A 22518-nucleotide genomic window follows, 5' to 3' on the forward strand; every position below is an offset into this window, starting at 1 on the left:
TCAGGACACCTTGGACGCGGAGCTTTCGTCCTCGCGAGAGTCCGCCGTGGGCGCGGCCGGCGTCGGCCGCCCCTTGGTCAGCAGGCCGCAGACCGCGCCGAGCAGCACTGCCGCGATCGGCAGGACCATCGCGCCGTGCATGGCGCTGACGAAGCCGCTGGAGAAGACCTCGCGGGCTGCGGCTTCGACCTGCTGGGCGACGGCGGGGGAGATCCCGCTCGGGATCGGCACCGCGGTGCCCGCCTGCAGGTCGGCGAAGTCGACGCCGCTGCTGGTGGCCCGCCGGACGCCGTCCACGAACTCGCCGCGCACCTCGGCGGGCAGCGCCGCGGCCGCTTCTTCGGCACGGGTCATCAGGCTGCCGACCAGCTGGTTCTGCAGCAGCACGCCGAACCCGGCGGTGCCCAGCACCGAGCCGATCTGGCGAGTCGCATTGAGCAAGCCCGCCGCCGAACCGGCCACCATCGGCTGCACCTCATACATCGCCACCGTGGTCAGCGGCGCGAAGGTGGCGCCGAGACCCATGCCCATCACGAGCATCGCGGGCAGCAGCGTCCAGGCGGTGCTGTCCACAGTGGAGGTCAGCGAGAAGATCAGCAGACCGAGGCCGAACAGCAGCAGGCCGGTGACCACGATGGGCTTGCCGCCCAGCTTGTCGCTGAGCCGGCCGGCGTACGGGCCGAGCACCACCGAGATCGCCGACATCGGCAGGCTGATCAGACCCGCGGCCAGCGCCGAGTAGCCCAGCACCGACTGCGCGTAGAGCTGGAAGCCGATCGCCATGCTCATGATGCCGACCGAGAGCCCGATCGCGCCGATGTTCATCAGGCTGAAGTTGCGGTTGGTCAGCAGTTCGAACGGCACCATCGGAGCGCGCGGGCCGGGGCGGCGCTGGCTGAACGCGAACGCGACCAGCAGCAACGCACCGACCACCAGCAGCAGCGGGATGTTGACGAACGACCAGACCGCGCCCCAGTCGTAGCGCTGCCCCTCCTGCAGCCCGAAGGTCAGGCAGGACAGGCTTAGGACCACCAGCAGCGCCCCGCGCACGTCGAAGCTGCCGGTCCGCGGAGGCTTGGCGCCCGCCGGGATGATCATCGGGGCGATCACCAGCACCAGGACGCCCAGCGGCACGTTGATGGTGAAGATCCAGCGCCAGTCCAGCGCGCCGACCAGGAATCCGCCCAGCGGCGGCCCGGTGATCGTGGCGACACCGGCCACCGCGCCCCACACGCCCAGCGCCGCACCGCGCCGCACCGGGGGGAACACGCTGATGATGATCGACATCGTCTGCGGGATCAACAGCGCCGCGCCCAGCCCCTGCAGGGTGCGCGCCGCGATGAGCTGGCCCGGCGTCTGCGCCAGCGCGCACAGCAGCGAGGCCACCGAGAACACCGCGACGCCGGCCAGGTAGGTGTTTCGCTTGCCGAACAGATCACCGAGCTTGCCGCCGGGGATCAGGAAGACCGCCAGCACCAGCACGTAGGCATTGCTGACCCAGAGCACCTCGTTGTAGGTGGTGCCCAGTCGTTCGACGATGTTGGGAATCGCGACGCCGACGACGGTCGTGTCGAGCAGCGTCATGAAGAACCCGAGGCAGAGGGCCACCAGTACGGCCCATGGGTTCCCGCGCAGTTTACTCATCCGTCCGCTCTCTACTCGGTTGTGCGTTCGCCGGTCTGCCAGTGCAGGCGTCCCGCTCGGATGTCCTCGACGATGGCGCGCGTGAGGTCCAGGTCGGCGCGCAGATGTGCTTGCAGGTGCCGGATTTCGACGACGTCGATCGCGGCCACCCCGCTCTTGATCAGCGCGTCGCTGCTCGTCGTCGCCGACGCCAGCGCCGACTCCAGCAGCACGGCCCGCCGCTCCAGCTCCGCGGCCGCGTCCTCCATGGGCAGCAGCGACATGAACGCCAGCGCCGCGCAGTACGCGGGGTACTCCGACTCCAGCGTGGAGAGCATTTCGCGCAGCCGCTCGGTGGCGATCTCCCGTCCGGCGTCGGTGATCGCGTAGATCGTCCGCTCGGGTCGCTTGCCCTCCCTGGTGGTCTCCACCGGTTCGATCAGCTCAGCTTTCGTGAGCACGTCGAACGTGTGGTACAGCGCGCCGTGGGTGACCTTGATCAAGTGGTCGAGCCCCTGTTCCCGCATGCGCTGCCGCGTTTCGTACGGGTGTCGCGGTTGCTCGTTGAGCAGCCGCAGGACGGCCAGGCCGAGGGTGGTGAGGTTTCGCATCAGGTGTCTCCGATCGGGTCCGTTTAGAATAGTCCAAACAAACTATTCGGCGAAGACGGGTCTGCCCGCGGTCCGCACGCGGGCGGGTAGGGGCCCGCTAGGGGTGCCTCGTCTGCGGTGGTCGCTGTTAGCGTTGATCCGTCATACAGGTGCTCTGAGCTGCGTAAACGTACGTTCGTCGATGCTGCGGACAGCAGCCGCTCGCAGGCGGGGGAAGGTGGGTTCGTCACTGTGTCGGCACCGAACGGGAGTTCCCCCGGAGAAGCGTTGGAGCTGGACGACTCCCTCTCCCAGTGCCCGCATGAGCTCTACCGGAGGCTGCGCGCCTCGGGCTCGGGGGTCCAGCGCGTGATCATGCCGCCCGGCGCGGGGCCGTGGAGCGGCCTGCGCGTGTGGCTGGTCACCGGCTACCACGAGGCCCGCGCCGCCCTCGCCGATTCGCGGCTGAGCAACGACCTGGCGCGAACGGCCCGCCTGTTCGGCGGTGGCGAGCAGGGCGGCGGTGGCGAGCAGGGCGGCGGTGGCGAGCAGAGTCGGGGTGCTTTCTCCGCGACGCTCTCCCGCAACCTGCTGCACGCCGATCCGCCGGACCACACCCGGCTGCGCAAGCTGGTCAACAAGGCGTTCACCTCGCGCGCCGTGCAGCGCCTGGAACCCAGGATCGAACTGATCACGGCCGACCTCCTCGACCGGCTCGACGGCGTCGAGGAGACCGACCTGCTGGTGTCCTACGCCTCGCCGCTGCCGATCACCGTCATCTGCGAGCTGCTGGGCATCCCGGCCTCCGACGAGGACGACATCCGCGGCTGGACGAAGGGCCTGGTCTCCGGCGCCTCGCGCGCGGACATGGCGGCCGCGTCGGAGGGCATCGGCGCCTACCTGACCAACCTGGTCGCGGACAAGCGAGCGGCACCCGGCGACGACCTGCTCTCCGAGCTGATCCGGGTCAACGAGAACGGTGACCAGCTTGCAGACGAAGAACTGGTGCCGATCACCTTCGTACTGCTCATCGCGGGCCACGAGACCACGATCAACCTGATCGGCAACGGCGTGTACGCCCTGCTGTGCGACCGCCCCCAGCTGGAACGGCTGCGGGCCGACCCGTCGCTGCTGCCGGGGGCGGTGGAAGAGCTGCTGCGCTACGAGAGTCCCAGCAGCCACGGCACCTTCCGCTCGACCACCGAGGACCTCCCGCTGGGCGGCACGGTGATCCCGGCGGGCGAACTGGTCCTGATCTCGCTCATCGCCGCCAACCGCGACCCCGCCCGGTTCGACGCCCCCGACGTGCTGGACGTGGCCCGCCCTCCGACCTCCAACCTGGCCTTCGGGCACGGCATCCACCACTGCGTCGGAGCGCCGTTGGCCCGCATGGAGGGGCGCATCGCTCTGGGCAGGCTGCTGGAGCGCTACCCGGACCTCGCCCTGGCGGCCGACGAGTCCGATCTGTCCTGGAACCACAGCACCCTGATCCACGGCCTGCGGTCCCTCCCGGTCCGCCTCAACGGAAGGAGCGAGTCGTGATCACCCGAGCGGCCTCCATCGGAATCCCGGTCACCGACCAGGCAGCGGCGGCCGAGTTCTTCATCGACGTCCTCGGCTTCGAGAAGCGGGTGGACGTCCCGACCGACCGGGGGCGGTGGATCGAGGTGGCGCCGCCGGGCGCGGAAACCGTGCTGACCCCCTACACCTGGCTCGACCACCACGACGACCGGACCGGCGTGTTCACGCGCGTGGTCCTGGAGTGCGAGGACCTGACCAGTCTGCATGAGGAGCTGGTGGCCAAGGGGGTCGAATTCGAACTCGATCCCACCGAATCGGCGGGTGGTCGGTTCGCGCATTTCAAGGACCCCTTCGGCAATACGTACGTCCTGGCCGAGCTCTGATTCCGGGGAATCCGGCTCAGCCCCCGCGGTCGGCCGAGATCGGCGATTCCTGGTGGTTCCCGCCGGGGATTCGCGGTTTCCCGGCGGACTGCGCGCGGTTTCCGGGATGGCGGCAAGGGCATGCCAGTGGTGCGCGGCGAAATCGTGCTCGGACAACGTGCCCCGTGAACAGCGGATGTGCGGCCGAATTTCTCGTTCGGTCTCTCGCATTCCAGGTCGGGGAGCGCGATGAGCTTTCTTCGACCTGGTCGGCTGCCGCGGTCGCTGGCCCTGATCTGGGCATACGTGAGGCTGGGTGTCCGCGACTAGGCGGGCACCGTGATTCCGCTGCCTGCACCGCCACGCAAACGAGATTGGAAAACGTCAATGAATTCCGTCAACGTTCTAGTCGTGGGTGCGGGTCCCACCGGGCTCACACTTGCTTACGACCTTGCTCGCCGGGGTGTGTCGGTGCGGATCATCGACAAGGACGCGAAGTTCACCACCGCATCCCGGGGCAAGGCGGGCATCCAACCGCGCACCCAGGAGGTCTTCGACGACTTCGGCATCGTCGACGAGGTGCTGAAGCTGGGCACCACGCGACTGCCGTTCCGGCGGTACCACCGCGACCGGATCGTGAGCGAGGCGATCCCGTACGAGGCGAACGACCCGCTGCCGGACGCGCCCTACCGGCGGTTGCTGTTCGTCCGGCAATCCCTGGTCGAGGGGGTCCTGCGGGACCGGCTGGTCGAGACGGGGAACTCGGTGGAACGCGGTGTCAACCTGCTCCGGTTCGAGCAGGACGCCGGAGGGGTCGTCGCGACGCTGGAATCGGAGGGTGGCTCCGAAGAGGTCACCGCCGACTACCTGGTGGGCTGCGACGGCGGTGCCAGCACCGTGCGGAAGGTCCTCGGGCTGGAGTTCCGCGGGTTCACCGAGGAGGACCGCAAGCTGCTCGTCGGTGACGTCGAGGTGGACGGCCTGGAGCCGGATGCCTGGTACCAGTGGTACGACATGGAGCGCGGCATCCTCCTGCTGTGCCCCCTCGCGGACACCAACACCTGGCAGATCCAGGCATCGCCGCCGGTGGACGCCGGCGGTGCGCCGATGGGCCCGTCGCTGGAGGCGATGCAGACCGCGGTGGACCGGATCACCGGGATGCCGATCCGCCTGTCCAACCCGACCTGGCTGTCGACCATGAAGCGGAACGTGCGGATGGTTGACACCATGCGCGTGGACCGGGTGCTGCTGGCCGGCGACGCCGCGCACGTGCACCCGGTCACCGCGGCGCTGGGCGCGAACACCGGGGTGCAGGACGCGTACAACCTGGGCTGGAAGCTGGCCAGGGTGATCACGCGCGGTGCCGACGACGGACTGCTCGACACCTACGAGCGCGAACGGGTGCCCATCGCGGAGTGGACCCTCAAGACCGCGTGCGACGCAGGTGACCTGATCTTCGCGGCCATGCTGGATGGCAAGGGCGGTGCCGAGAAGGGGCTGACCGAGGAGTCGCTGCAACTCGGCCTGCACTACCGGGAAGGGCCGCTGAGCCGCGATCTCGTGGGGGCCGGTGCCGTCCGCGCGGGCGACCGGGCACCCGACTCGCCGTGCCCGGGCAGCATCGACGGGGCGACCACGCTCTTCGACGCCTTCCGAGGTCCGCACCTGACCCTGGTCGGCGTGGGCCCGACCACCGCGGCCGCGCTTGAGACCGTCTCCGACGAGCACGGCGACGTGCGCACCGTCCTGCTCACCGAGCACCCGGAGGCGTACGCGGGCCCGGGTGACCGGCTCGTGCTGGTGCGGTCCGATGGCTACATCGGCCTCGTCGCCCCGGCCGACGACGCGCGATCCGTGCTCGATTACCTGGCAGCCCTGGACACCTTCGCACCCGTGGAGAACTGATGTACCGTCCCGAATACTTCCGCGCCCCCGACCTGGAGGCGCAGCACGACCTCATCGAGGAGTACCCCTTCGGCCTGCTCACGCTGTCCATGTTCGGTTCGCCCGAGGCGGTGCAGCTGCCGTTCGTGCTCGACCGGGATTCCTGGCCGTACGGCAAGTTGCGCGGGCATCTGTCGCGGGGCAATCCCATCGCGAAGGCGCTGTCGGAGAACGTCGAGGTCCTGGTCGCCTTCACCGGGCCGAGCGCCTACATCTCGCCGGACAACTACGAATCCCAGCCGCACTTCCCCACCTGGGCGTACGCGGCGGTGCACGTGAAGGGAAGGCCCAGGCTGCTCGACGACACCAGGACGGTGCGCCAGCTGACCGACCTGATCGCCGACCAGGAAGCACGCCTGGTCCCCAAGCAACCGTACGTGCTGCCCCGCGAGTCCTCTGCGCTCTTCGACGAGTACCTGCAGCTCATCCAGGGTTTCGAGATCTTCGTGACCAAGATCGACGGCATCTTCAAGCTCGGTCAGAACAAGACGCCGCGCGACATGGCGGCCCAGGCGAAGGCGTTCCGGGAGCAGGGCACCGAGTCCTCGCTGCGGATGGCCGAGCTGCTGGAGAAGCACAACCCGTTCCCCAAATACTCGTGAACCCGCGCGGACGCGGATCACGGTGTCGCAGCGCGACTTTCGCCGATCCGTCCACCGAAGCCGGTCTGCCAGACTGATCGAACTGGCAGGCCGGCTGTCGTTTCGGGCTCCAGGCGCGGGACTTCAGCGGTTCATCGCGAGTTCCGGCGTCAGCGCTTCCGGCAGCCGGTCCGCGTGGATGACGTGCAGATTGCTGACGGCTCGGGTCAGCGCCACGTAGAGGCGCTGGAGGCCGCGCTGCTCGGCTCCGGCGATGCGGGCGGGTTCGACGACCAGGACGATGTCGAACTCAAGCCCCTTGGCGAGGGTGACCGGCGTTAGGGTGAGGCGCTCGGCGTCCAGGTCGTCCTCGCCGGTGCCCAGCACGGTGTGCGCGAACCCGTTGTCGGAGAGGGCCCGGTGGAGTTCCGGGATGTCGTCGTCGGCGGCGATGAGCCCGACCGATCCTTCACCGGCCAGCGCGGTGGTGCAGGCCGCGATGGCCGCCTCGATCGTCCCCTCGGGCGCGGTCCGGGTGGTGCGCAGTGAGTCGGCGACCTGGCGGAACGATGCCGGACCGTTCAGCCCCGGGGCGATGTGCGGCAGGAGACGGGCGGCGTAGTCGATGATCTGCGCCGGTACGCGGTAGCCGCGGGTCAGTTCCTCGACCCGCCCGTCCGGCAGGTCGAGGTGCGCGAGGACATCGGTCCAGTCCTGGACGGCGGAGGGGCTGGTGGCCTGCGCCAGGTCGCCGAGGACGGTGCAGGAGATCGCCACCCGGCGGCCGATCGCCCGGATCTGCATCGGGCTGAGGTCCTGGGCTTCGTCGACCACGATGTGGCCGAGCTTCGCCGGGCGCTCGATCAGCGCCGCGGCCTCGTCGAGGAGGGCCAGGTCGAGGCTGGTCCACGGCATCGACTTCACGCTGCGCGGCCGGGGCTTGAGCAGGAGGGCCTGCTGTTCCTCGGTGGAGAGCACTCCGTCCGCGGCGCGAGCGAGGTGGTCGGCGTCGGTGAGGAGGTCGAAGACCAGGCGCGCGGGGTCGACCGCGGGCCACATCTGCCGGAGGGCGCGGCCGATCGCCTTGTTGCGCTGGAGCTGGGGCAGCGTTGTGCTGCCCGAAGTTCCGGCCTGCTCCATCTTGCGCAGCACCAGATGGGCGAGCCGCTGGGCCAGCAGCTCGTGACCAGCGCTGTAGTCGATCTTGCGGCTGAGCGCGGCGTCGAGCTCTTCGGCGAGTTCCTCGGGGTGCAGGCGCCACGTGCGGTGCTGGTGCTTGACCTCCAGCGTTTCGCCGAGCGGTTGTATTCGCGACCACAGGTGGCGCCGGATGACCTCGCTCATCCGGGCGTCCCCTTTCACCCGCGCCGTCCGCGGCTCGTCGGTGCGCTCGACGGTACGGCCCGAACCGGTGAGTTCGTCGATGGTGGTCTGCGAGACCGCCACCTCGCCGAGGGCGGGCAGGACCTTGCGGATGTAGGCGAGGAAGGAGCGGTTGGGGCCGATGACGGCGACCCCGCCCGCCTTGTGCAACCGTTCCCGTTCGGCGTAGAGCAGGTACGCCAGGCGGTGGAGGCCCACCGCGGTCTTGCCCGTGCCCGGCGCGCCCTGGATGCACAACGTGCTGTCCAGCGCGGTGCGCACCAGGCTCATCTGCTCGGGCTGGATCGTGGCGACGATGTCGCGCATTGGGCCCTTGCGGGGCCGCTCGATCTCCGCGGCCAGCAGGCCGCTCCCGGCGCTGGAGGTGGCCTGCCCGCCGATGGGTTCGTCCTCGAAAGCGGTCAGCACACCGTCGTTGTCGAAGCCGTACCGGCGGCGAACCCGGACGCCCAGCGGATCCTGGTCGCTGGCCTCGTAGAAAGCGCGCGACAGCTCGGCGCGCCAGTCGATGACCATGGGTTCGCCGTCTTCCTCGCGAACACCGCGCCGTCCAATGTAGACGCGGTCGCAGTCCGGCGGGTGGGTGGGCGAGCCCTCCTCCCGGACCTTGCCGGTGTCGTTGCCGTACGCCTCGCCCGGCGGGAATTCGAGACGTCCGAAGAACAACGGCGCGCCGTCGAGATCGGCCAGCTCCTTGGCGAACTGCTTGCGGAACTGGCGCAGCGCATGGTTGAAGTACTTGTCCACGACGGCATCGCCCTCGCCCGCGCCAGTGGCGAGCATCGTGTTGACCTCGTCGCGCATGCGGGCCAGCGTTTCGCGACAGGTGGCCATGTAATCGCGTTCGGCGAGTATCTCGGGCTCTACGGCGTCCTGGTCGGTCTGGTGCAGGGTCATGGCAGCCTCGCAGCGGAAGATCGGCAGGTGGAGCACACAATCTCGATCAAGAATACAAACGAGGAAATTCCTTAACCAAGTTGGCCCGCATCCTGGCAATTTGTCCCTGGTGGGAAGAATTGCCGCATCCGGAGCACACTTCTACTCACTGGAAGGTGACTAAGTACCGGCACTGGGCGTCGAGCAACCGAGAGCTGGGTGCGGGTGGCGGTGTTGGCGAGGAACTGCGCGCACTGCTGGGCGTCGTAGAGCGGTCGGCCGTCGCGGTAGCGGACGATCGGCGGGCGGGTCATGGCGTAGGGCTCCACTGTGGATTCTCGGTGAGGCGGTCGGCTGCGACCGTCCATGGGGCGGTGTGGTCAGCGCCGTCTTGGATTTCGGTGAACATGGCTCGGATGCAGGACCAGGCACGACCTTCGGAGAACTCGCCAGGTGATCAGTTAGGCGAGCCATGAGCGTGCGTCAGCTTGGGTGGTGCGGAGACCGTCGACCTTTGCGTGGGGGTGAGCCTGGCCCTGATCGAGTGGTTTCGACTGCCCGATTCGCTGGCGACCCGGCGGCGGCTGTTGCAGCGGGGTGCAACCCTGTCGGCCTATGGCGCCGGTCACCTATACCGGAGGAGTGTGGCCGACCGGGCTGCCAACCAACCGGAAGGGAGCGGCTGCATGGCAGACAGCAGGGTCGCGCTGGTCACGGGATCGGCGCGGGTATCGCACGCAGGCCCGTCGGCTGTTCGCGGGCATGGACGGATTCGTCGTCGAGAGCCGCTCGTACAACGGGTCGGATCTCCCGGACCTCGTCCGGTTCCTCCTCGGGACCGGCTGCCGCATAGGCGAGGCCGTGGCGGTGTGGTGGCAGGATGTCAACCTCACCGACAAGCCCGTGGTCGTCGACGGCACGGACGTCCCGCCGCGCTCGGTCTGGATCAACGGCAACATCGTCAACGTCAAGGGCAAGGGGTTGGTCCGGCACGGCGGCAAGACCGAGAACGCCGTCCGCATGGTTGCACTGCCCGAGTTCGTCGTCACGATGCTGACGGTGCGGTGGCTCATTGTGTGGTCGGCAGCCCAGGCCGAGCAGCTTCATGTGAGCCCGCGGCGGACGCTCGCACAGTCGGACAAGCAGGGGCGCCCGGCTAGGGGCGCGGAGAGCGCTTTGCAGACCGAGCGCGGCGGTTTGCTCATGGCCAGCCGTCTCGAGGAGCCGGTGTTTCCGTCCCGAACGCTGGGGTGGAAGACCCCGAACAACGTGCGGCGCGGCTGGCGAGTGATCCGGGAAGAGATCGGCCTCGGGTGGGTCACGCCGCACGTGTTCCGGAGGACGGCTGCCACTCTGCTCGATGATGCGAAGCTGACCGCACGCCAGATCGCCGACGTCTTGGGCCATTCCCGGCCGTCGATGACCGAGGACCACTACTTGGGGCGTGGATCGGTCGGCTGCCGCGGCTGCCCTCGACTCCGCCTTCCGGTAAGCGAGCAGGATGCCGCTGTGACGTCGTGTTCGCCTTGCTCCACGACAAAGCTCTTTCCTCGCCACAACCCTTTCAGGCCACATCCGTTCAGGCGGTTAGGCAAACCCGTAGAGACTCCAGGCGGCTCGACGTGACGCCCCCGACTCGGGCGTCACGGTGGTCAGTACCGACACTTTGCCGTGAGCAGGGTGTCCCAGCGTTGGTCGTGGGCGCGAACAGCCCGCCCGGGGCCAACGCCCTGCGGGATAGGCCCACGACTTCACTGGTGGCGGTATGCGGTGGTGGTTTCGGTGGTGGCGTTCCATTCGATGTAGCCGCCTTGGAAGTCGTTTCGGCGTCCGGCGGGTACCGGGTATTCGTTGCTGGTGGGGTAGGCCAGCCAGGATGTTTCCCAGCCGAGGGCGCTCCAGTATTCCCGGATGGCTCCGTGGACGAGGTGGGCGTCGGTGGTGGGTGTCCAGTAGATGGAGGCGTTCTTCGTGAAGTGGTTGTAGCGGCCGACTCCGTCAGGTGTGCCCAGTTCGTCGGTGGTGGGGTAGCCGGCGGGTCCGGTTTCCCAGCCGCTGGCGGCCCAGGCGTTGCGGATGGCTCCGTGCACGGCGTGCGCGCCGGTGTCCGGCGTCCAGTAGACCGAGGCGTCATGGGTGAAGTGGTTGAAACGGCCGCTCGCGTCGGGCGTGGCCAGCTCGTCGGTGGTGGGGTAGACGCCCGCGTTCGGGCCGCCGAGCCGGTGGTAGGTGGCGTGGATGTCGCCCTTGACCCAGTGCGCGCCGATGTCGCTGCGCCAGGCGATGGTGGAGAACCCGCTGCCGAATACGGTGGCGCGCCCGCCTCCGGGCCAGTTGGTTTCCACCGCGTAGACCGGGCCTGCCGCGTTCTCGCCGCCGAGTGCTTGCCATTTCTGGTGGATCGGCCCGCTGCGCCAGTCGCCGGCCAGTTGCACGGCGCGGTCGCGGACTGATCCGAGGGAGTTGTAGCCGAAGTTGCCGGGGCAGCTGGTTCTTCCGGCGTCGCGGTGGGCGAAGATGGTGGGCAGCGTAATCGCGGTGCCCGTGGCGTACTTCGAGGTGCCACCGCCAGCGCTGACGAGTGTGACGCTGCCGAGCGGATCGGCGTAGCTGTTGGCGATCTTCCACGCGATCATCAGTGAGACGGATTCCAGCGTCGCGGCGCTGGGTGGGATGGCGTCGTAGTTGCCGATCATCGCGGTTGCGAGACCGGTGACCGCGAGCGCGATTGCGAAACGACGACGCCGCTACGAGATTCACGGAGTGGCCGGGATGGCCGATCGCCGGACCGACAAGCCCGTCGCGCCACACGGCCGGGTGGATCCGAAGGCGGTGGATGCGATGCGGCAGGCAGTCGAGGAGGCCACCGGACAGTCCACGCGCACGGCCACCTACCTGTTCTGGCGCATGCAGCAGATCCTGGACGCCACCCACGGGCCTGGAGTGGTGGAGTTGCCGTCGCGGCGCAGCCTCTACCGGCTGCTGGAGAAGCTGACGGTGGGCAAGCACACCACCGGCTCGGCGCGGACCCGCCGGTCGCTGGCCGACCGCCCGGACGGGCCGTTCGGCGAGTCCGATGCGTGGGCGGGTGAGGTGATGCAGATCGACTCCACCCCGCTGGACGTACTGGTGCGCTTGGACGACGGAGTGATAGGCCGAAATTGACCTGACTGGGATGATCGATGTCGCGACCAGATCCGTGACCGCGGCAGTGCTGCGGCCCACAACCAAGTCGGTGGACGCGAGCGTGCTGCTGGCCCGCACGGTCACGCCCGAGCCGATGCGGCCGGGCTGGTCACAGGCATCGACGTGATCACCAGCAACCGGGACGCCAGCGAGTGGCTGGCCATGATGGATGACCCCCTGCTGGCGCAGTCCGCGGTCGACCGGCTGACCTCCACCTGCCACGAACTCGTCGTCGACGGCGAGTCCTACCGGTAGCGCCAACGCCCCCGGGCCAGCGGCGACAACCACGCCTGAGTTGACGATCAGGGCATTGACACCGATGCTCGATGACAGCCACGGATGGTCCCTTGCTCTTGGCTACTCGGTGGCCCATCACGTCGGCAAGCGACACCAGCGCAGCGACGCCAAGCTCACCGTCGTTGGGCTGGCCGCCGAAGCAGGCATTCCCCGCGCACGCCTCTACGAACACTACGCCGATCTCGTTAGCGAGTTCAAGACCGCATCCTTCGGTGGCCCGATCCAGCCCAACGTTCAAGCACTGCAACAACAACTCGCCGACGCACACGAACGCATCCGCCAGCTCGAAGGCGACAACGAGCACCTCCACGGACAAATCACGACGCTCTGCGCCGTGATCACCGGACTCACCCAAGAAGCCGAGGCTGACAACGTCACGCCGCTGCCCTCGCACCGCCGACGATGAATGGCGACCGCAGCTTCGAAACGAAGCGGTCGCCACGCTCTCGGCGCCGGGCCTCGCCGTCCTGCGCTATACCAGGGTCAAGACACACCGACCTGCCAGCCCACGATGTCCCCGTCGGCATTAACGCGTTGCCAGGCGCACGGTCAGCGGCATGTCAGGACGGTCAGCGAAACGCGCTCCTCGCGGCGTTATGAGTGCGCGTCCTGCAAGGAGTCAAATGCCCGAGAGTCGACCACGCCCGGCACGTCCGACAAAGCCATCTCCAACGCGGGCTTGACAACATACAACCGATTGGTTGTATGTTTGGGAGGTGGATGACAGCGAGGCCGAGGACAGGGCAGACGCCCTTTTCCACGCACTCGCCGACCGAACCCGGCGCGACATCCTGCGTCGCGTTCTGGCCGGTGAACACTCGGTCACGGCGCTCGCCGCGATGTACGAGATGAGCTTCGCGGCGGTGCAGAAACACGTCGCCGTCCTCGAACGCGCGGGCCTTGTCACCAAGCGCCGCAGCGGACGCGAACACCTCGCCACCGGCGAGGTGGAGGCGGTGCGCTCAGTGGCCTCGATGCTGGGCGAGCTCGAAGAGGTGTGGCGCGGCCGCGTCGCCCGCATCGACGAGCTCCTCGCCACTGAGCAAAAGACAGAATCGACAAAGGAGAATGAGCCATGCCCGTCACCGACGTCCAGCACGACCTGGACAACCTGACCCTGACCATCACCGCCGAGTTCGCCGCACCCGCGGAGCGCGTGTGGCAGGTCTACGCCGACCCACGCCAGCTGGAGCGAGTCTGGGGACCGCCCTCGCACCCCGCGACGTTCGTCGACCACGACCTGCGGCCCGGCGGACGGGTCACCTACTACATGACCGGCCCCGAAGGCGAGAAGTACTGCGGCTGGTGGGAGGTGAAAACGGTCGACGAGCCACGCGAATTCACCTTCGAGGACGGTTTCGCCGACGAGGACTTCAACCCGCTGCCGGACATGCCGGTCTCTCACAACACCTACACCTTCAGCGATATCGACGGCCGCACCCGCGCCACCTTCGCCGGCCGCTACGCCTCGGCCGAGGCTCTGCAGAAAGTGCTGGACATGGGGATCGTCGAAGGCGCCACGTCCGCCATCAACCAGATCGACGAGCTGCTCGCAGCGTGAACACGCCGGGGCCAGCCCCGGGGCCGGCCCCGGCGTCAACACCGATAACACGATCTGCGCCGTCTGCTCCACCGGCACCAGCGGAGCATTCTTCCTGCGGCTCGTGACCGCATCATTCTCGAACCCGCCAGAAGTTTGACGCTGCAGAGCACCGCCGATGAGGGGCATTTTGTCGGGCGCCCCTGCTTAAAACGATCTATGCTCAGGATCGACCTCGGTTCCGACAGCTGTCGGATGGGCAAGAGAACAACACCTACCGCGTCGACCTCGGCGGGGACCGTCCGGTGATCCTTCGCATCGCTTTCGAACCGGGGCGCCAGGCGCGCTCCGAGCGCGAACTGATGCGCAACGAGCATGCGAGCGTGCCGTTTCTCGCGCCGATCGCGCCGATCGCGCCGATGATCCCGCACACGCTCGCGGCGGACTTCACCCACGAGATCATCGGCAGGGACTACCTGTTCCAGACGATGCTCGACGGGGGTTGCGGCCCCGGACGGCATCGGCCGCTACCCCCGGCATCAGTGGACGGCGTTCTTCCGGGAGATGGGCGAGATCGCCAGTCGTATCCACGCCGTCCGGGGTGAACGTTTCGGCCCCGTGGCGGGTCCTGGGTTCGGCACTTGGAGCGAGGCTGTGCTCGCGTATTTCGCCGACCTCGCGGCGATCTGGACGATGCTGGCCTCTCTTCCCCGACGTGCGCGAGGTCACGGCTGCCGCCGAGAAGCACCGTGCGGTCCTGGACGAGGTCACCGAGCCACGGGTGTTGCATGGCGACCTATGGACGGTCAACGCGATGATGGAACCGGACACAGCGGAGCCAAGGATCAGCGGCGTGTTCGACAACGACCGGACAGTGTGGGGTGACCTCGAGTCTGACTGGACGATCTACACGGCGGCCAAGAAGCCCGGCACGGAACGCGACGCATTCTGGGGGACCTACGGGGCACGGCCAGCTACACCCGGCGCCGCTGTGCGGTCGCTGTTCTATCTCGCCAAACACACGGGTGCTATCCGTCTGGAGCGGCAGCGGTTGGGGAACACCGACGCGGTGTCGGAGTCCTACGAGCAGATGCGCGGCGTGCTTGACCAGCTTCTCCGTGCGTGAGTGGTGCAGCCATCGGCTGAGGCCGGCACACAGGTCGGCACCGACTCGGCTTTGCGCGGCCCGCATGCCGCCAGCGTGAGAAAACATCGTGATTCGCCGGATTGAGTGAGCAACGACGATGGCTCGCGCGGAGTCGAAGCCCTGGCCGGGATCTGGAGCTTACCTGGCCTGTGGCTTCGTTGAGGGGCATTGCCCAGTGTGCATCGGTGAGGTTCGGCCGTGAAGGGCGTTTTCACCATCAGGAAGCCCGGATGTCTCGGCCAAGAGTCGCGGCGACAGCGCGTTGGTGAACCAGGCCCGTGCGTACGAGTTTCGCTTCCGGGGTGAAGCAGTCGATGATCGTCATGTGGTTGGCGGCGGGGCAGACGCCGCCGTCGACGATGACGGAGACGGTGAGGCCGGATGTTGTGAGGAAGGTGTGTACCTCGTCGAGGGTCACAGCGGGACCACGGTCTTCTGGGCCGGCGTCTCCGGAAATGTTCGCGGTGGTCGCGGCGACGGGAACGTTCGCTCTCGCTGCGAGTTCACCGAGGAATCCTGGGGCCCCGGCCGCTGCCGGGTGCGCGGTCTCCTGGACCTGCGTCGCGGTCCTGCCCGCATCGTTGATCTCGGTAGAGACATAGGTCAATGCCCGCCGCAGCCCCGCCGCGTGTGCGTCCGTTGTGGACATGCCCGCCCGCAAGTGTCCTGCAGCCAGCCGAACAAGGCGTTTCCCAGCCATTCCAGGCTCATGCCACCAGCGGTCACCCCGCTGTAGGACGCGGGCAGCACCGAGGCCACCGCGGATTCGTTGGTGCCGGATAGGGCCTCGTCCACGAACGGCTGCGCCAGCGCGGCGGCGTAGATCTGGCCGGTCGTGATCGCCGCGACGAACACCGGCAGGATCGCGCTCGGGTACGCGGCCAACGGTCGATCGGGCGCGACCTCGCGCCACGCCTGCTGCACCTCGTTGGCCGCCCGCCGGACGGCCGCCTGGGTGGCGTCCTGGTGCTCGTGGCCGATCTCGGTGCGCTCGGCCGTCGGCGCGGTCATCCGCTGGCGCTACCGGCGGGCACCAGGGGCCACCGCTGCTCGTCGTCGGCGGCGGGTTCGGCCTTCGACCCCGTCTCGGCCGCCGGGTCGTAGACCGCGCGGGTCACGTCCTCACGGTCCTCGCGCTCCATGTCCGCGATCTGCGTCTGGGAATAGCCCAGGGTGCGCCGGGCCATCCGGCGCGGCACCAGCTTGTCCGCCTGGTAGAGCTTGACCACCGCGTCGGACTTCTGCGCGAACGTCGGCGTCGCGGCGTCGGCCCACGCGGTCTCCATCCAGCCGGCCGGTTCCGGCACGGAGCCGTCGCGCACGAGCATCACCAGCCGCATGATTCGCTCCAGCTACGTCGGCGAGCGGGTCCAGTTCGGCCGCCCCATCGGCGTCAACCAGAGCCTGCGGTTCAAGATCGCGGACATGGCGGCGCAGGTCGAGGCGGCCCGAGCGTTGATGTACCAAGTCTGCACCGAGGTCGACGCCGGTCGCCCCAGCCCCGTGCAGGCCTCGATGGTCAAGCTCGTGGCCTCCGAGATGGCCGAGCGGGTCACCAGCGAGGGCCTGCAGATCCACGGCGGCGCCGGCTATACCACCGACTTCCCCGCTGAGCGCTACTGGCGCGACGCCCGACTGACCAAGATCTTCGAAGGTACCTCCGAGATCCAGATGAGGATCATCTCCGACGCACTGCTGGGGAGGGCCGAACGTGCCTGAAACCTACCGTCCCCGCCGATCCTGCCTCGCCGTCCCGGGTTCGAGCCCGAAGATGATTGACAAGGCCCGGGGGTTGGCCGTCGATCAGGTGTTCCTCGACCTGGAGGACGCCTGTGCCCCGCTGGAGAAGCCGGGCGCCCGCAAGAACATCACCACCGCGTTCACCGAGGGTGGCTGGGAGGGTAAGACTCGTGTCGTGCGGGTCAACGACCTGTCCACCCAGTGGGCGTACCGCGACGTCATCGAGGTCGTCGAAGGTGCCGGCGCTGACCTGGACTGCATCATGCTGCCCAAGGTTCAGACCGCCGCCCACGTCGTCTGGCTCGACGTGCTGCTCACACAGATCGAGGCCGCTACAGGGCTTGAGTCCGGCCGGATCGGAATCGAAGCCCAGATCGAGGACGCGCGCGGCCTGCAGAACGTCGACGCGATCGCCGAGGCCTCACCCCGGCTGGAGACCATCATCTTCGGACCCGCGGACTTCATGGCCAGCACGAACATGCGCGGGTTCGTCGTCGGTGACCAACCACTGGGCTATGACATCGGCGACGCCTTCCACTACCCCCTCGCGCGCATCCTGATGGCCGCACGGGCGAACGGGCTGCAGGCCATCGACGGCCCCTACGTCCAGATCCGCGACAAAGCAGGTTTCCGCAAGGTCGCAGGCCGCTCCGCCGCCCTCGGCTACGACGGCAAATGGGTGCTGCACCCTGGCCAGGTGGACGCGGCGAACGCGGTCTTCAGCCCTCGCCAGGAGGACTACGACCACGCCGAGAACATTCTCGACGCCTACGCCTGGTCCACCTCCGAGGCGGGCGGCGCCCGGGGTGCGGTCATGCTCGGAGACGAGATGATCGACGAGGCATCCCGGAAGATGGCTCTGGTGATCGCCGGTCAAGGACGCGTGGCAGGGATGACACGCCAGGACGTGTGGCAGCGACCCGAGGCGGGTGCCTAATGCAGTTCGGACGCTGCCTGGAGGAGTTCGAGATCGGGGCGGTCTACAAGCACTGGCCCGGTAAGACGGTCACTGAGTACGACGACCACCTCTTCTGCCTCCTCACGATGAACCACCATCCCGCCCACCTCGACACGCACTACGCCGAGAACACCACGCAGTTCAAGCAGAACATCGTCGTGGGCAACTACGTCTACTCGCTGCTGCTCGGAATGTCGGTCGCCGACGTGTCCGGCAAGGCCATCGCGAACCTCGAAGTGGAATCACTGCGGCACATCGCCCCGACTTTCCACGGCGACACCCTCTACGGCGAGACAGAGGTGCTGGCGGTGACCCCGTCCCGCTCCAAGGACGACCGCGGGGTGGTCCACGTCGAAACTCGCGGGTACAAGCAGGACGGCACCGTCGTCTGCGTGTTTCGGCGAAAAGTGCTTGTGCCGACTCGGGCCGCCCGGACCGAGCATGGCGAACAACCTGGCCGTCCGGCACCGCGGCCGTGACATCGGGCGGTGCCGGGCGACCGGCACCGCCCGATGCCACGGCCGGCGATTCGGCTCGCTGTCGCGCTAGTAGATGATTGAGCGGACAGGGTGGGCCGCGCGGCGAGGTTCCTGCTGAGCAGGCCCTTTCCTTTCGATCCCCGTGCAGGATCCGCAACTGCGTCGGCTTTGCGGCCGGACCACGCTTGCCCATCCGCCTCCAATGCCACGTAGCTTAAGTTGATCATGCTGCGCGGGGTTGGAGTTTGTAGAGGTGGATGGTGGCCGGTGCGGGGTGGCGGGTGCTTGCGGGCTCGTCGGGTTTTTTGATGCGGTAGTTGTTGTGGCGAGCGCGTTTGACCGCGCGGGGGCAGGTGCGGTGCCGTCGGACGGGGTTGGGCTTGCGGGCGATTTCGGCCAGGATCTCGGGTAGGGCGGTGTTCCAGTCCTCAGGGGGGAAAAGCCGCCGTACCGGTGGCGGTACGGCGGACGAGGCGCAGTGTGCGGGTGAAACTGATCCGGTCTGGGTCGATGTCGGCGGCCTCGGCGGCGCGGGCGATGAGCACGGACAGGGCGTAGTGCACGGTCAGCCAGGCCCAGATTTCCTGGCGGACCAGCTCCGGTAGTCGCGAGCGCAGGATGCGTCCGGGTCCGCGGAGGTGGGTCTTGAGCTGGTCGTTGGCGGTTTCCTCTTCCCACCGGCCGTGGTAAGCGGCGGCCAGTTCATCAGCCCGTGCCTGGGCGGGATCGAGGATCGTGGACAGCAGCACGATCAACTCGCCGGTGCCGTTACCGTCCCGGTCGGGCACGTCATATTCGACCACCCTGACCAGGTGGGCCTCGTCAGGGTCCAGCTCGGTCCCGGCACAGGCAGCGGCGATGATGCGCTCCCGGTGGGCGCCCCGGATTGCCGGGTTGATCACGACCGAGACGTAGGTCCCGTCGGACAAGACCGCCACGACAGGCAGCCGCAGTTGGGTCGGAGCCCGCCACAACAACGCCGCCCCGGTGCGCACCGCGGCGGCCCAGGCGTCGAAGGAGTAGAAATTGCGGTCCGCGGTGAGCAACTCGTCCGGGTGCAGCCGCGGGTAGAGCCGGGCGGCCAGCGTCGCCTCCCCCTGCGACCACGCCCCGACCTCCGCGGCCACAAACGCGTGCGTACCACACTCGGCCAGGGCCACCACCCGCGCTTTCGGGAACGCCGACCGGTTCTTGCCCGACCCGGCGTAGCCGAAGGCCTCCGCGTTGTCCCTGCTGTCCGGCAGATCCACATCGAACCCATCGATCGCCAGCAACCGCCAGTGCCGCAGCCACGCTCCCCGAGTGTCCACTGTGGCCACCGGCTGCGCCACGCCCTCGAAAACATCGGCCAGCACCGCCGAACCCAACCGCTTACGCGCCTGGGTGATCCCACTGGATGTCGGCGCCTGCCACGACGCGTCCCAGCAGCCGAACCGCGACAACGACCCGGTCACCTTCATGGCGACCTCCTCATAGTCATCGTCGGGAAACAAGCACAATCCCATCGTCAGATACGCCACCACATGCGGCGGCAACGTCCCACCCGAACGCTTCGCACCGACACCACGCGCAGCCACCGCCAGGTCAATCACATCCCGCGGCACCGCCGAAACCAGCACACCCAACGACACCTGATCCGGCGCCACCGTCACACCTGAGGTCACGGATCATGATCAGACCACACCACCACCCACGATCACGCCGCCACACCGCGATACCCACAGAAACCCAGCTCAACACCATGATCAACTTAAGCTACGCGGCATTGCATCCGCCTCTCCCAGGTTAGCTGCAGTCTTGCAATTTAAGTGCCAAATTGTTCTGAGATTCCTTACCCCTTCATCTAAAGGTGTATGCGAGAGCGACACAAGGAGCATTGATAACGCTGCTGCTGCGGCTAGTGTCCATCGCCTACTGATCAGCAAGAAGGCGACGAATGCGGGGAGGAATGCTGGTAGTAGCGGAATGATGGTTCCGAGCAGGGTTCCGGTGACGCCGCCTGCTTGCGCGATCTTCATGGCGACCGCTGGATCATTGTTTGACATAAGAAGTAGTCGTGTCGCTGCAGCAAGCAGGAGAACTGGTGGTGACAGTATTAATGCTCTTAACCAGGTCGGAAATTTCATGCTCTCCTGCCGGATACAAGCGAATCCGCGATCTGTTGGATTGTGAAGGCTGGCTTGCGCGTACTTATTTCAGCGTTCTTGCTACGAGACCGAACATGACTATAGCTAGCAAGGGGTTGCGCTCGCTGGCAGTCCGGAATTTTCCGTCCTGAGCTGCGTAATTCGGTCCCGGGAGCTACGGCTTCGGCCTGGGCTGGCGGCGCGGCGGGAGAAGGCGCGGCGGATGTCAACGCAAGCGGCGGCTGTTCTTCCATTTGGGTGACGAAGCTGTGCCTTGCCCCTGGGGCTGCCGCGCTGTTCGTAGGGTGGGCATCCATTGGAGCCAAGCCGAGGACGGAGCCGCATGCCCGACGGGTTTCGCGTCGACTTATCTGGCTTGACACAAGCATCGGAGGGTGTGAACGAGACCATCGATTCGGTTCGGAAGCAGCCGGTGAGCGACATCGACTGTCCTGCGAACGCGTTCGGTCATGGTCGGCTGGCCACCATGGTGGCTGAGTTTTGTGATCGCTGGGATCAAGGGGTAGTCAACCTGGCCGACGACGGTGCTGAGATCGCCGGTCGGCTCGCGCAGTGCGTAGAGGTTTACCGTCAGACAGACGAGGCGGTCCGATCCCACTTCGAAGGCATCGTCCAGCGCACCACCGGCGACGATCCGGCGGCGCAGTGATGGGGGCCGAACTCGGGACCACCACCGACCCCAGGGCGCTCGTTCCGGGCTTTCCGGACGCGGTCCGCGCGACGGCGGCAGCGATGAGGGCGTATGGAGACAACCTGCACGAAGCAGGCTCGGGCCTGAGACGTATTGAGACCTCGGAAGGCTGGGAGGGTGAGGCTGCCGAGCAGTTCCGCTCCGCCTTCGATGGTGAGCCAACGAAGTGGCTGGAAGCCGGAGATTGCTTCCACCAGGCGGCCGAGGCACTGGAGCGGCACTCCGAAACCCTGACCTGGGCGCAAGGCCAAGCCCAGGAGGCGATCGTGCTGTGGGACGCGGGCGAGGCTGCAACCAACTACGCCAAGAAGCAACACGACCGTGCGGTCACGCAAGCCCAGCAACAAGTACCTCCGGGTTCAGGGCCGATCGAAGTTCCGTTCAATGACCCTGGTGAAGCGAAGCGACAGCAGGCCCGCGAAATCCTGGATCGTGCGCGTAACCAGCTTGCGACCGAAGGCGAGCAAGCCGCCGACGTTGTCGGTCGTGCTCGGGACAAGGCTCCGGAAAGGAGTTGGCTGGAACAGGCCGGAGACGCCGTCGGTCAAGCGGCGGGCATCGCGATCAACGCCGTCGGCTCGTTAGGCAACGCCGCGCTCAACCACCCGGAAATGGTGCTCGGTGTCGTGGGCGGTGCCGCGCTCACCGCAGTCAGCGCGGCCGGGGAGACCGTCGGCGTGGCGTTGGATGCCACCGGCGTCGGAGCAATCGCCGGGGGGCCGCTGAACGTCGTCTCGGCGGCGGGCATCGTGACCGGGGTCGGCATCGCGGGCACCGCAGCCATGGCGTTGGGTGCTGAGGCTGCGGGCGACGACGCCGTTGAGGTCGTTGACACCGACGAAGCAGTGGAAGTCGAAGAGTCGACGCAGGACAAGGACTCGCTGTCGCCGTCGGATCGGCGTTCCGTCGAGTCGCATGAGAGGCTGATCAAGGAGCACGAAGAGAAGTTGGAGGCTTACAAGCGCGATCCGGAAGCCTTCGACAACAAAGGTATTCTCAAGAATGCTCCGAATGACGAGGTCCGCCAGCGGATTATCGACGGCCGTGTAAGGCATCTGGAGAAAGAGATCCAGACCTTCCGTGACAACATCGACAAGATCTACAAGGGTGCGCAATGAGCGACGACGAGTCCGTGGTTTCGGTCGAGGTCTTGCGCCAGGTGCTCAACCAAGCACTGGACAGCCTGCAAGCGCGGGCGGGCGAGACCGTCGAACTCGACAAGGACTTCTTCTGGGCGATCCCGCCGGACGTGGCCTACGACGTCTACACACAACCAGATCCAGAGCAGTTGACTGTAGGTCAACTCTCGGAATCGTGGAACAACCTTGCTGCACTGCACGCGCGTGGCGAACAAGTCCCGCCCTACGCGCTGGTGTGGATCGCCGATCTCCTCAAGGCACTTGGACAGCAGGCTCGCTGACGCCCACAGGCTCGTAAGATGCCCCGCTGACGT

At 67.4% G+C, this 22518-nt stretch carries 28 protein-coding genes; 19 read left to right on the forward strand and 9 right to left on the reverse strand.

From position 1 onward, the window contains the following. Entirely contained in the window at positions 1–1644 is a 1644-nt protein-coding gene (locus tag ACRXBZ_RS34170; protein ID WP_433882577.1) for an MFS transporter, read from the reverse strand. Positions 1645–1655: 11 nt separating this feature from the next. After that, positions 1656–2234 carry a PadR family transcriptional regulator gene (locus tag ACRXBZ_RS34175; protein ID WP_433882578.1) on the reverse strand — a complete coding sequence of 193 codons (579 nt, stop codon included), beginning with the start codon at positions 2232–2234 and terminating at the stop codon, positions 1656–1658. A 231-nt stretch (positions 2235–2465) separates the two neighbouring features. On the opposite strand from ACRXBZ_RS34175, the gene ACRXBZ_RS34180 reads away from it, so the two are divergent. The 4 genes from ACRXBZ_RS34180 to ACRXBZ_RS34195 all read left to right on the forward strand — a co-directional run bounded on the left by ACRXBZ_RS34180 (position 2466) and on the right by ACRXBZ_RS34195 (position 6642). Next, positions 2466–3755, forward strand: a complete 1290-nt coding sequence (locus ACRXBZ_RS34180) for a cytochrome P450 family protein (protein ID WP_433882579.1) — start codon at positions 2466–2468, stop codon at positions 3753–3755. Further along, entirely contained in the window at positions 3752–4117 is a 366-nt protein-coding gene (locus ACRXBZ_RS34185) for a VOC family protein (RefSeq protein WP_433882580.1), read from the forward strand. Before ACRXBZ_RS34180 ends, ACRXBZ_RS34185 begins: the two co-directional genes overlap by 4 nt. Before the next feature lie 366 nt (positions 4118–4483). Beyond that, complete coding sequence (locus tag ACRXBZ_RS34190; protein WP_433882581.1) at positions 4484–6001, forward strand: FAD-dependent oxidoreductase; 1518 nt, start codon at positions 4484–4486, stop codon at positions 5999–6001. After that, complete coding sequence (locus ACRXBZ_RS34195) at positions 6001–6642, forward strand: FMN-binding negative transcriptional regulator (RefSeq protein ID WP_433882582.1); 642 nt, start codon at positions 6001–6003, stop codon at positions 6640–6642. Before ACRXBZ_RS34190 ends, ACRXBZ_RS34195 begins: the two co-directional genes overlap by 1 nt. 123 nt (positions 6643–6765) lie before the next feature. Here the strand turns inward: ACRXBZ_RS34195 and ACRXBZ_RS34200 are convergent, their stop codons facing one another. Next, positions 6766–8901, reverse strand: a complete 2136-nt coding sequence (locus tag ACRXBZ_RS34200) for a HelD family protein (RefSeq protein ID WP_433882583.1) — start codon at positions 8899–8901, stop codon at positions 6766–6768. Between the two features lie 741 nt (positions 8902–9642). On the opposite strand from ACRXBZ_RS34200, the gene ACRXBZ_RS34205 reads away from it, so the two are divergent. Next, positions 9643–10506: a tyrosine-type recombinase/integrase gene (locus ACRXBZ_RS34205; protein ID WP_433882584.1), complete on the forward strand. Its 864-nt coding sequence runs from the start codon at positions 9643–9645 to the stop codon at positions 10504–10506. Between the two features lie 125 nt (positions 10507–10631). Here ACRXBZ_RS34205 and ACRXBZ_RS34210 read toward each other — a convergent pair whose 3' ends face one another. Further along, the gene (locus ACRXBZ_RS34210) at positions 10632–11576 is read right to left on the reverse strand and encodes an LGFP repeat-containing protein (protein WP_433882585.1); all 945 of its coding nucleotides are present in this window, start codon (positions 11574–11576) and stop codon (positions 10632–10634) included. 76 nt (positions 11577–11652) lie between these two features. Here ACRXBZ_RS34210 and ACRXBZ_RS34215 point away from each other — a divergent pair, with 76 nt between their 5' ends. From ACRXBZ_RS34215 to ACRXBZ_RS34250, 8 genes are all read left to right on the forward strand, one after another. Then, the gene (locus ACRXBZ_RS34215; RefSeq protein ID WP_433882586.1) at positions 11653–12045 is read left to right on the forward strand and encodes a hypothetical protein; all 393 of its coding nucleotides are present in this window, start codon (positions 11653–11655) and stop codon (positions 12043–12045) included. Positions 12046–12055: 10 nt separating this feature from the next. Next, on the forward strand, positions 12056–12193 hold the full coding sequence (locus ACRXBZ_RS34220) for a hypothetical protein (RefSeq protein WP_433882587.1): 138 nt from the start codon (positions 12056–12058) through the stop codon (positions 12191–12193). Beyond that, positions 12190–12321 (forward strand): ATP-binding protein, encoded by a 132-nt coding sequence (locus tag ACRXBZ_RS34225; RefSeq protein ID WP_433882588.1) that lies wholly within the window; start codon positions 12190–12192, stop codon positions 12319–12321. Before ACRXBZ_RS34220 ends, ACRXBZ_RS34225 begins: the two co-directional genes overlap by 4 nt. A gap of 64 nt (positions 12322–12385) precedes the next feature. Next, positions 12386–12769 (forward strand): hypothetical protein, encoded by a 384-nt coding sequence (locus ACRXBZ_RS34230; RefSeq protein ID WP_433882589.1) that lies wholly within the window; start codon positions 12386–12388, stop codon positions 12767–12769. 295 nt (positions 12770–13064) lie between these two features. Further along, entirely contained in the window at positions 13065–13478 is a 414-nt protein-coding gene (locus ACRXBZ_RS34235) for an ArsR/SmtB family transcription factor (protein WP_433882590.1), read from the forward strand. Continuing rightward, the gene (locus ACRXBZ_RS34240; protein ID WP_433882591.1) at positions 13439–13924 is read left to right on the forward strand and encodes an SRPBCC family protein; all 486 of its coding nucleotides are present in this window, start codon (positions 13439–13441) and stop codon (positions 13922–13924) included. The genes ACRXBZ_RS34235 and ACRXBZ_RS34240 overlap by 40 nt, the downstream gene beginning before the upstream one ends. Before the next feature lie 227 nt (positions 13925–14151). Then, positions 14152–14508 (forward strand): phosphotransferase, encoded by a 357-nt coding sequence (locus tag ACRXBZ_RS34245; protein ID WP_433884060.1) that lies wholly within the window; start codon positions 14152–14154, stop codon positions 14506–14508. Positions 14509–14618: 110 nt separating this feature from the next. Beyond that, positions 14619–15029, forward strand: a complete 411-nt coding sequence (locus ACRXBZ_RS34250; RefSeq protein ID WP_433882592.1) for a phosphotransferase — start codon at positions 14619–14621, stop codon at positions 15027–15029. A 238-nt stretch (positions 15030–15267) separates the two neighbouring features. Here the strand turns inward: ACRXBZ_RS34250 and ACRXBZ_RS34255 are convergent, their stop codons facing one another. The 3 genes from ACRXBZ_RS34255 to ACRXBZ_RS34265 are packed head-to-tail and all read right to left on the reverse strand — an operon-like array spanning position 15268 to position 16390. Continuing rightward, positions 15268–15699 carry a hypothetical protein gene (locus ACRXBZ_RS34255; RefSeq protein ID WP_433882593.1) on the reverse strand — a complete coding sequence of 144 codons (432 nt, stop codon included), beginning with the start codon at positions 15697–15699 and terminating at the stop codon, positions 15268–15270. Then, positions 15654–16061, reverse strand: a complete 408-nt coding sequence (locus ACRXBZ_RS34260) for a hypothetical protein (protein ID WP_433882594.1) — start codon at positions 16059–16061, stop codon at positions 15654–15656. The genes ACRXBZ_RS34255 and ACRXBZ_RS34260 overlap by 46 nt, the downstream gene beginning before the upstream one ends. Then, the gene (locus ACRXBZ_RS34265) at positions 16058–16390 is read right to left on the reverse strand and encodes a hypothetical protein (RefSeq protein WP_433882595.1); all 333 of its coding nucleotides are present in this window, start codon (positions 16388–16390) and stop codon (positions 16058–16060) included. Before ACRXBZ_RS34265 ends, ACRXBZ_RS34260 begins: the two co-directional genes overlap by 4 nt. Here ACRXBZ_RS34265 and ACRXBZ_RS34270 point away from each other — a divergent pair. From ACRXBZ_RS34270 to ACRXBZ_RS34280, 3 genes are read left to right on the forward strand one after another with little or no spacing between them, the layout of a single operon-like run. Next, positions 16389–16769, forward strand: a complete 381-nt coding sequence (locus ACRXBZ_RS34270; protein ID WP_433882596.1) for an acyl-CoA dehydrogenase family protein — start codon at positions 16389–16391, stop codon at positions 16767–16769. The two genes, ACRXBZ_RS34265 and ACRXBZ_RS34270, sit on opposite strands and share 2 nt — an antisense overlap. After that, positions 16762–17727 carry an HpcH/HpaI aldolase/citrate lyase family protein gene (locus ACRXBZ_RS34275; protein ID WP_433882597.1) on the forward strand — a complete coding sequence of 322 codons (966 nt, stop codon included), beginning with the start codon at positions 16762–16764 and terminating at the stop codon, positions 17725–17727. The genes ACRXBZ_RS34270 and ACRXBZ_RS34275 overlap by 8 nt, the downstream gene beginning before the upstream one ends. Continuing rightward, a complete protein-coding gene (locus tag ACRXBZ_RS34280) occupies positions 17727–18227 on the forward strand; it encodes a MaoC family dehydratase (RefSeq protein WP_433882598.1) in 501 nt (166 codons plus the stop codon). The genes ACRXBZ_RS34275 and ACRXBZ_RS34280 overlap by 1 nt, the downstream gene beginning before the upstream one ends. Positions 18228–18655: 428 nt before the next feature. Here the strand turns inward: ACRXBZ_RS34280 and ACRXBZ_RS34285 are convergent, their stop codons facing one another. After that, a complete protein-coding gene (locus ACRXBZ_RS34285) occupies positions 18656–19873 on the reverse strand; it encodes an IS4 family transposase (protein WP_433882599.1) in 1218 nt (405 codons plus the stop codon). A 99-nt stretch (positions 19874–19972) separates the two neighbouring features. Then, entirely contained in the window at positions 19973–20353 is a 381-nt protein-coding gene (locus tag ACRXBZ_RS34290) for a hypothetical protein (RefSeq protein ID WP_433882600.1), read from the reverse strand. A gap of 343 nt (positions 20354–20696) precedes the next feature. Between ACRXBZ_RS34290 and ACRXBZ_RS34295 the strand changes: the two genes are divergently transcribed. The 3 genes from ACRXBZ_RS34295 to ACRXBZ_RS34305 are packed head-to-tail and all read left to right on the forward strand — an operon-like array spanning position 20697 to position 22485. Then, entirely contained in the window at positions 20697–21023 is a 327-nt protein-coding gene (locus tag ACRXBZ_RS34295; protein ID WP_433882601.1) for a DUF6317 family protein, read from the forward strand. Next, complete coding sequence (locus ACRXBZ_RS34300; protein WP_433882602.1) at positions 21023–22183, forward strand: WXG100 family type VII secretion target; 1161 nt, start codon at positions 21023–21025, stop codon at positions 22181–22183. The genes ACRXBZ_RS34295 and ACRXBZ_RS34300 overlap by 1 nt, the downstream gene beginning before the upstream one ends. Then, positions 22180–22485: a hypothetical protein gene (locus tag ACRXBZ_RS34305; protein ID WP_433882603.1), complete on the forward strand. Its 306-nt coding sequence runs from the start codon at positions 22180–22182 to the stop codon at positions 22483–22485. Before ACRXBZ_RS34300 ends, ACRXBZ_RS34305 begins: the two co-directional genes overlap by 4 nt. Positions 22486–22518 lie beyond the last annotated feature (33 nt).

The sequence above is a fragment of the Saccharopolyspora hattusasensis genome, assembly GCF_050972075.1.
GTDB classification, from domain to species: domain Bacteria; phylum Actinomycetota; class Actinomycetes; order Mycobacteriales; family Pseudonocardiaceae; genus Saccharopolyspora; species Saccharopolyspora hattusasensis.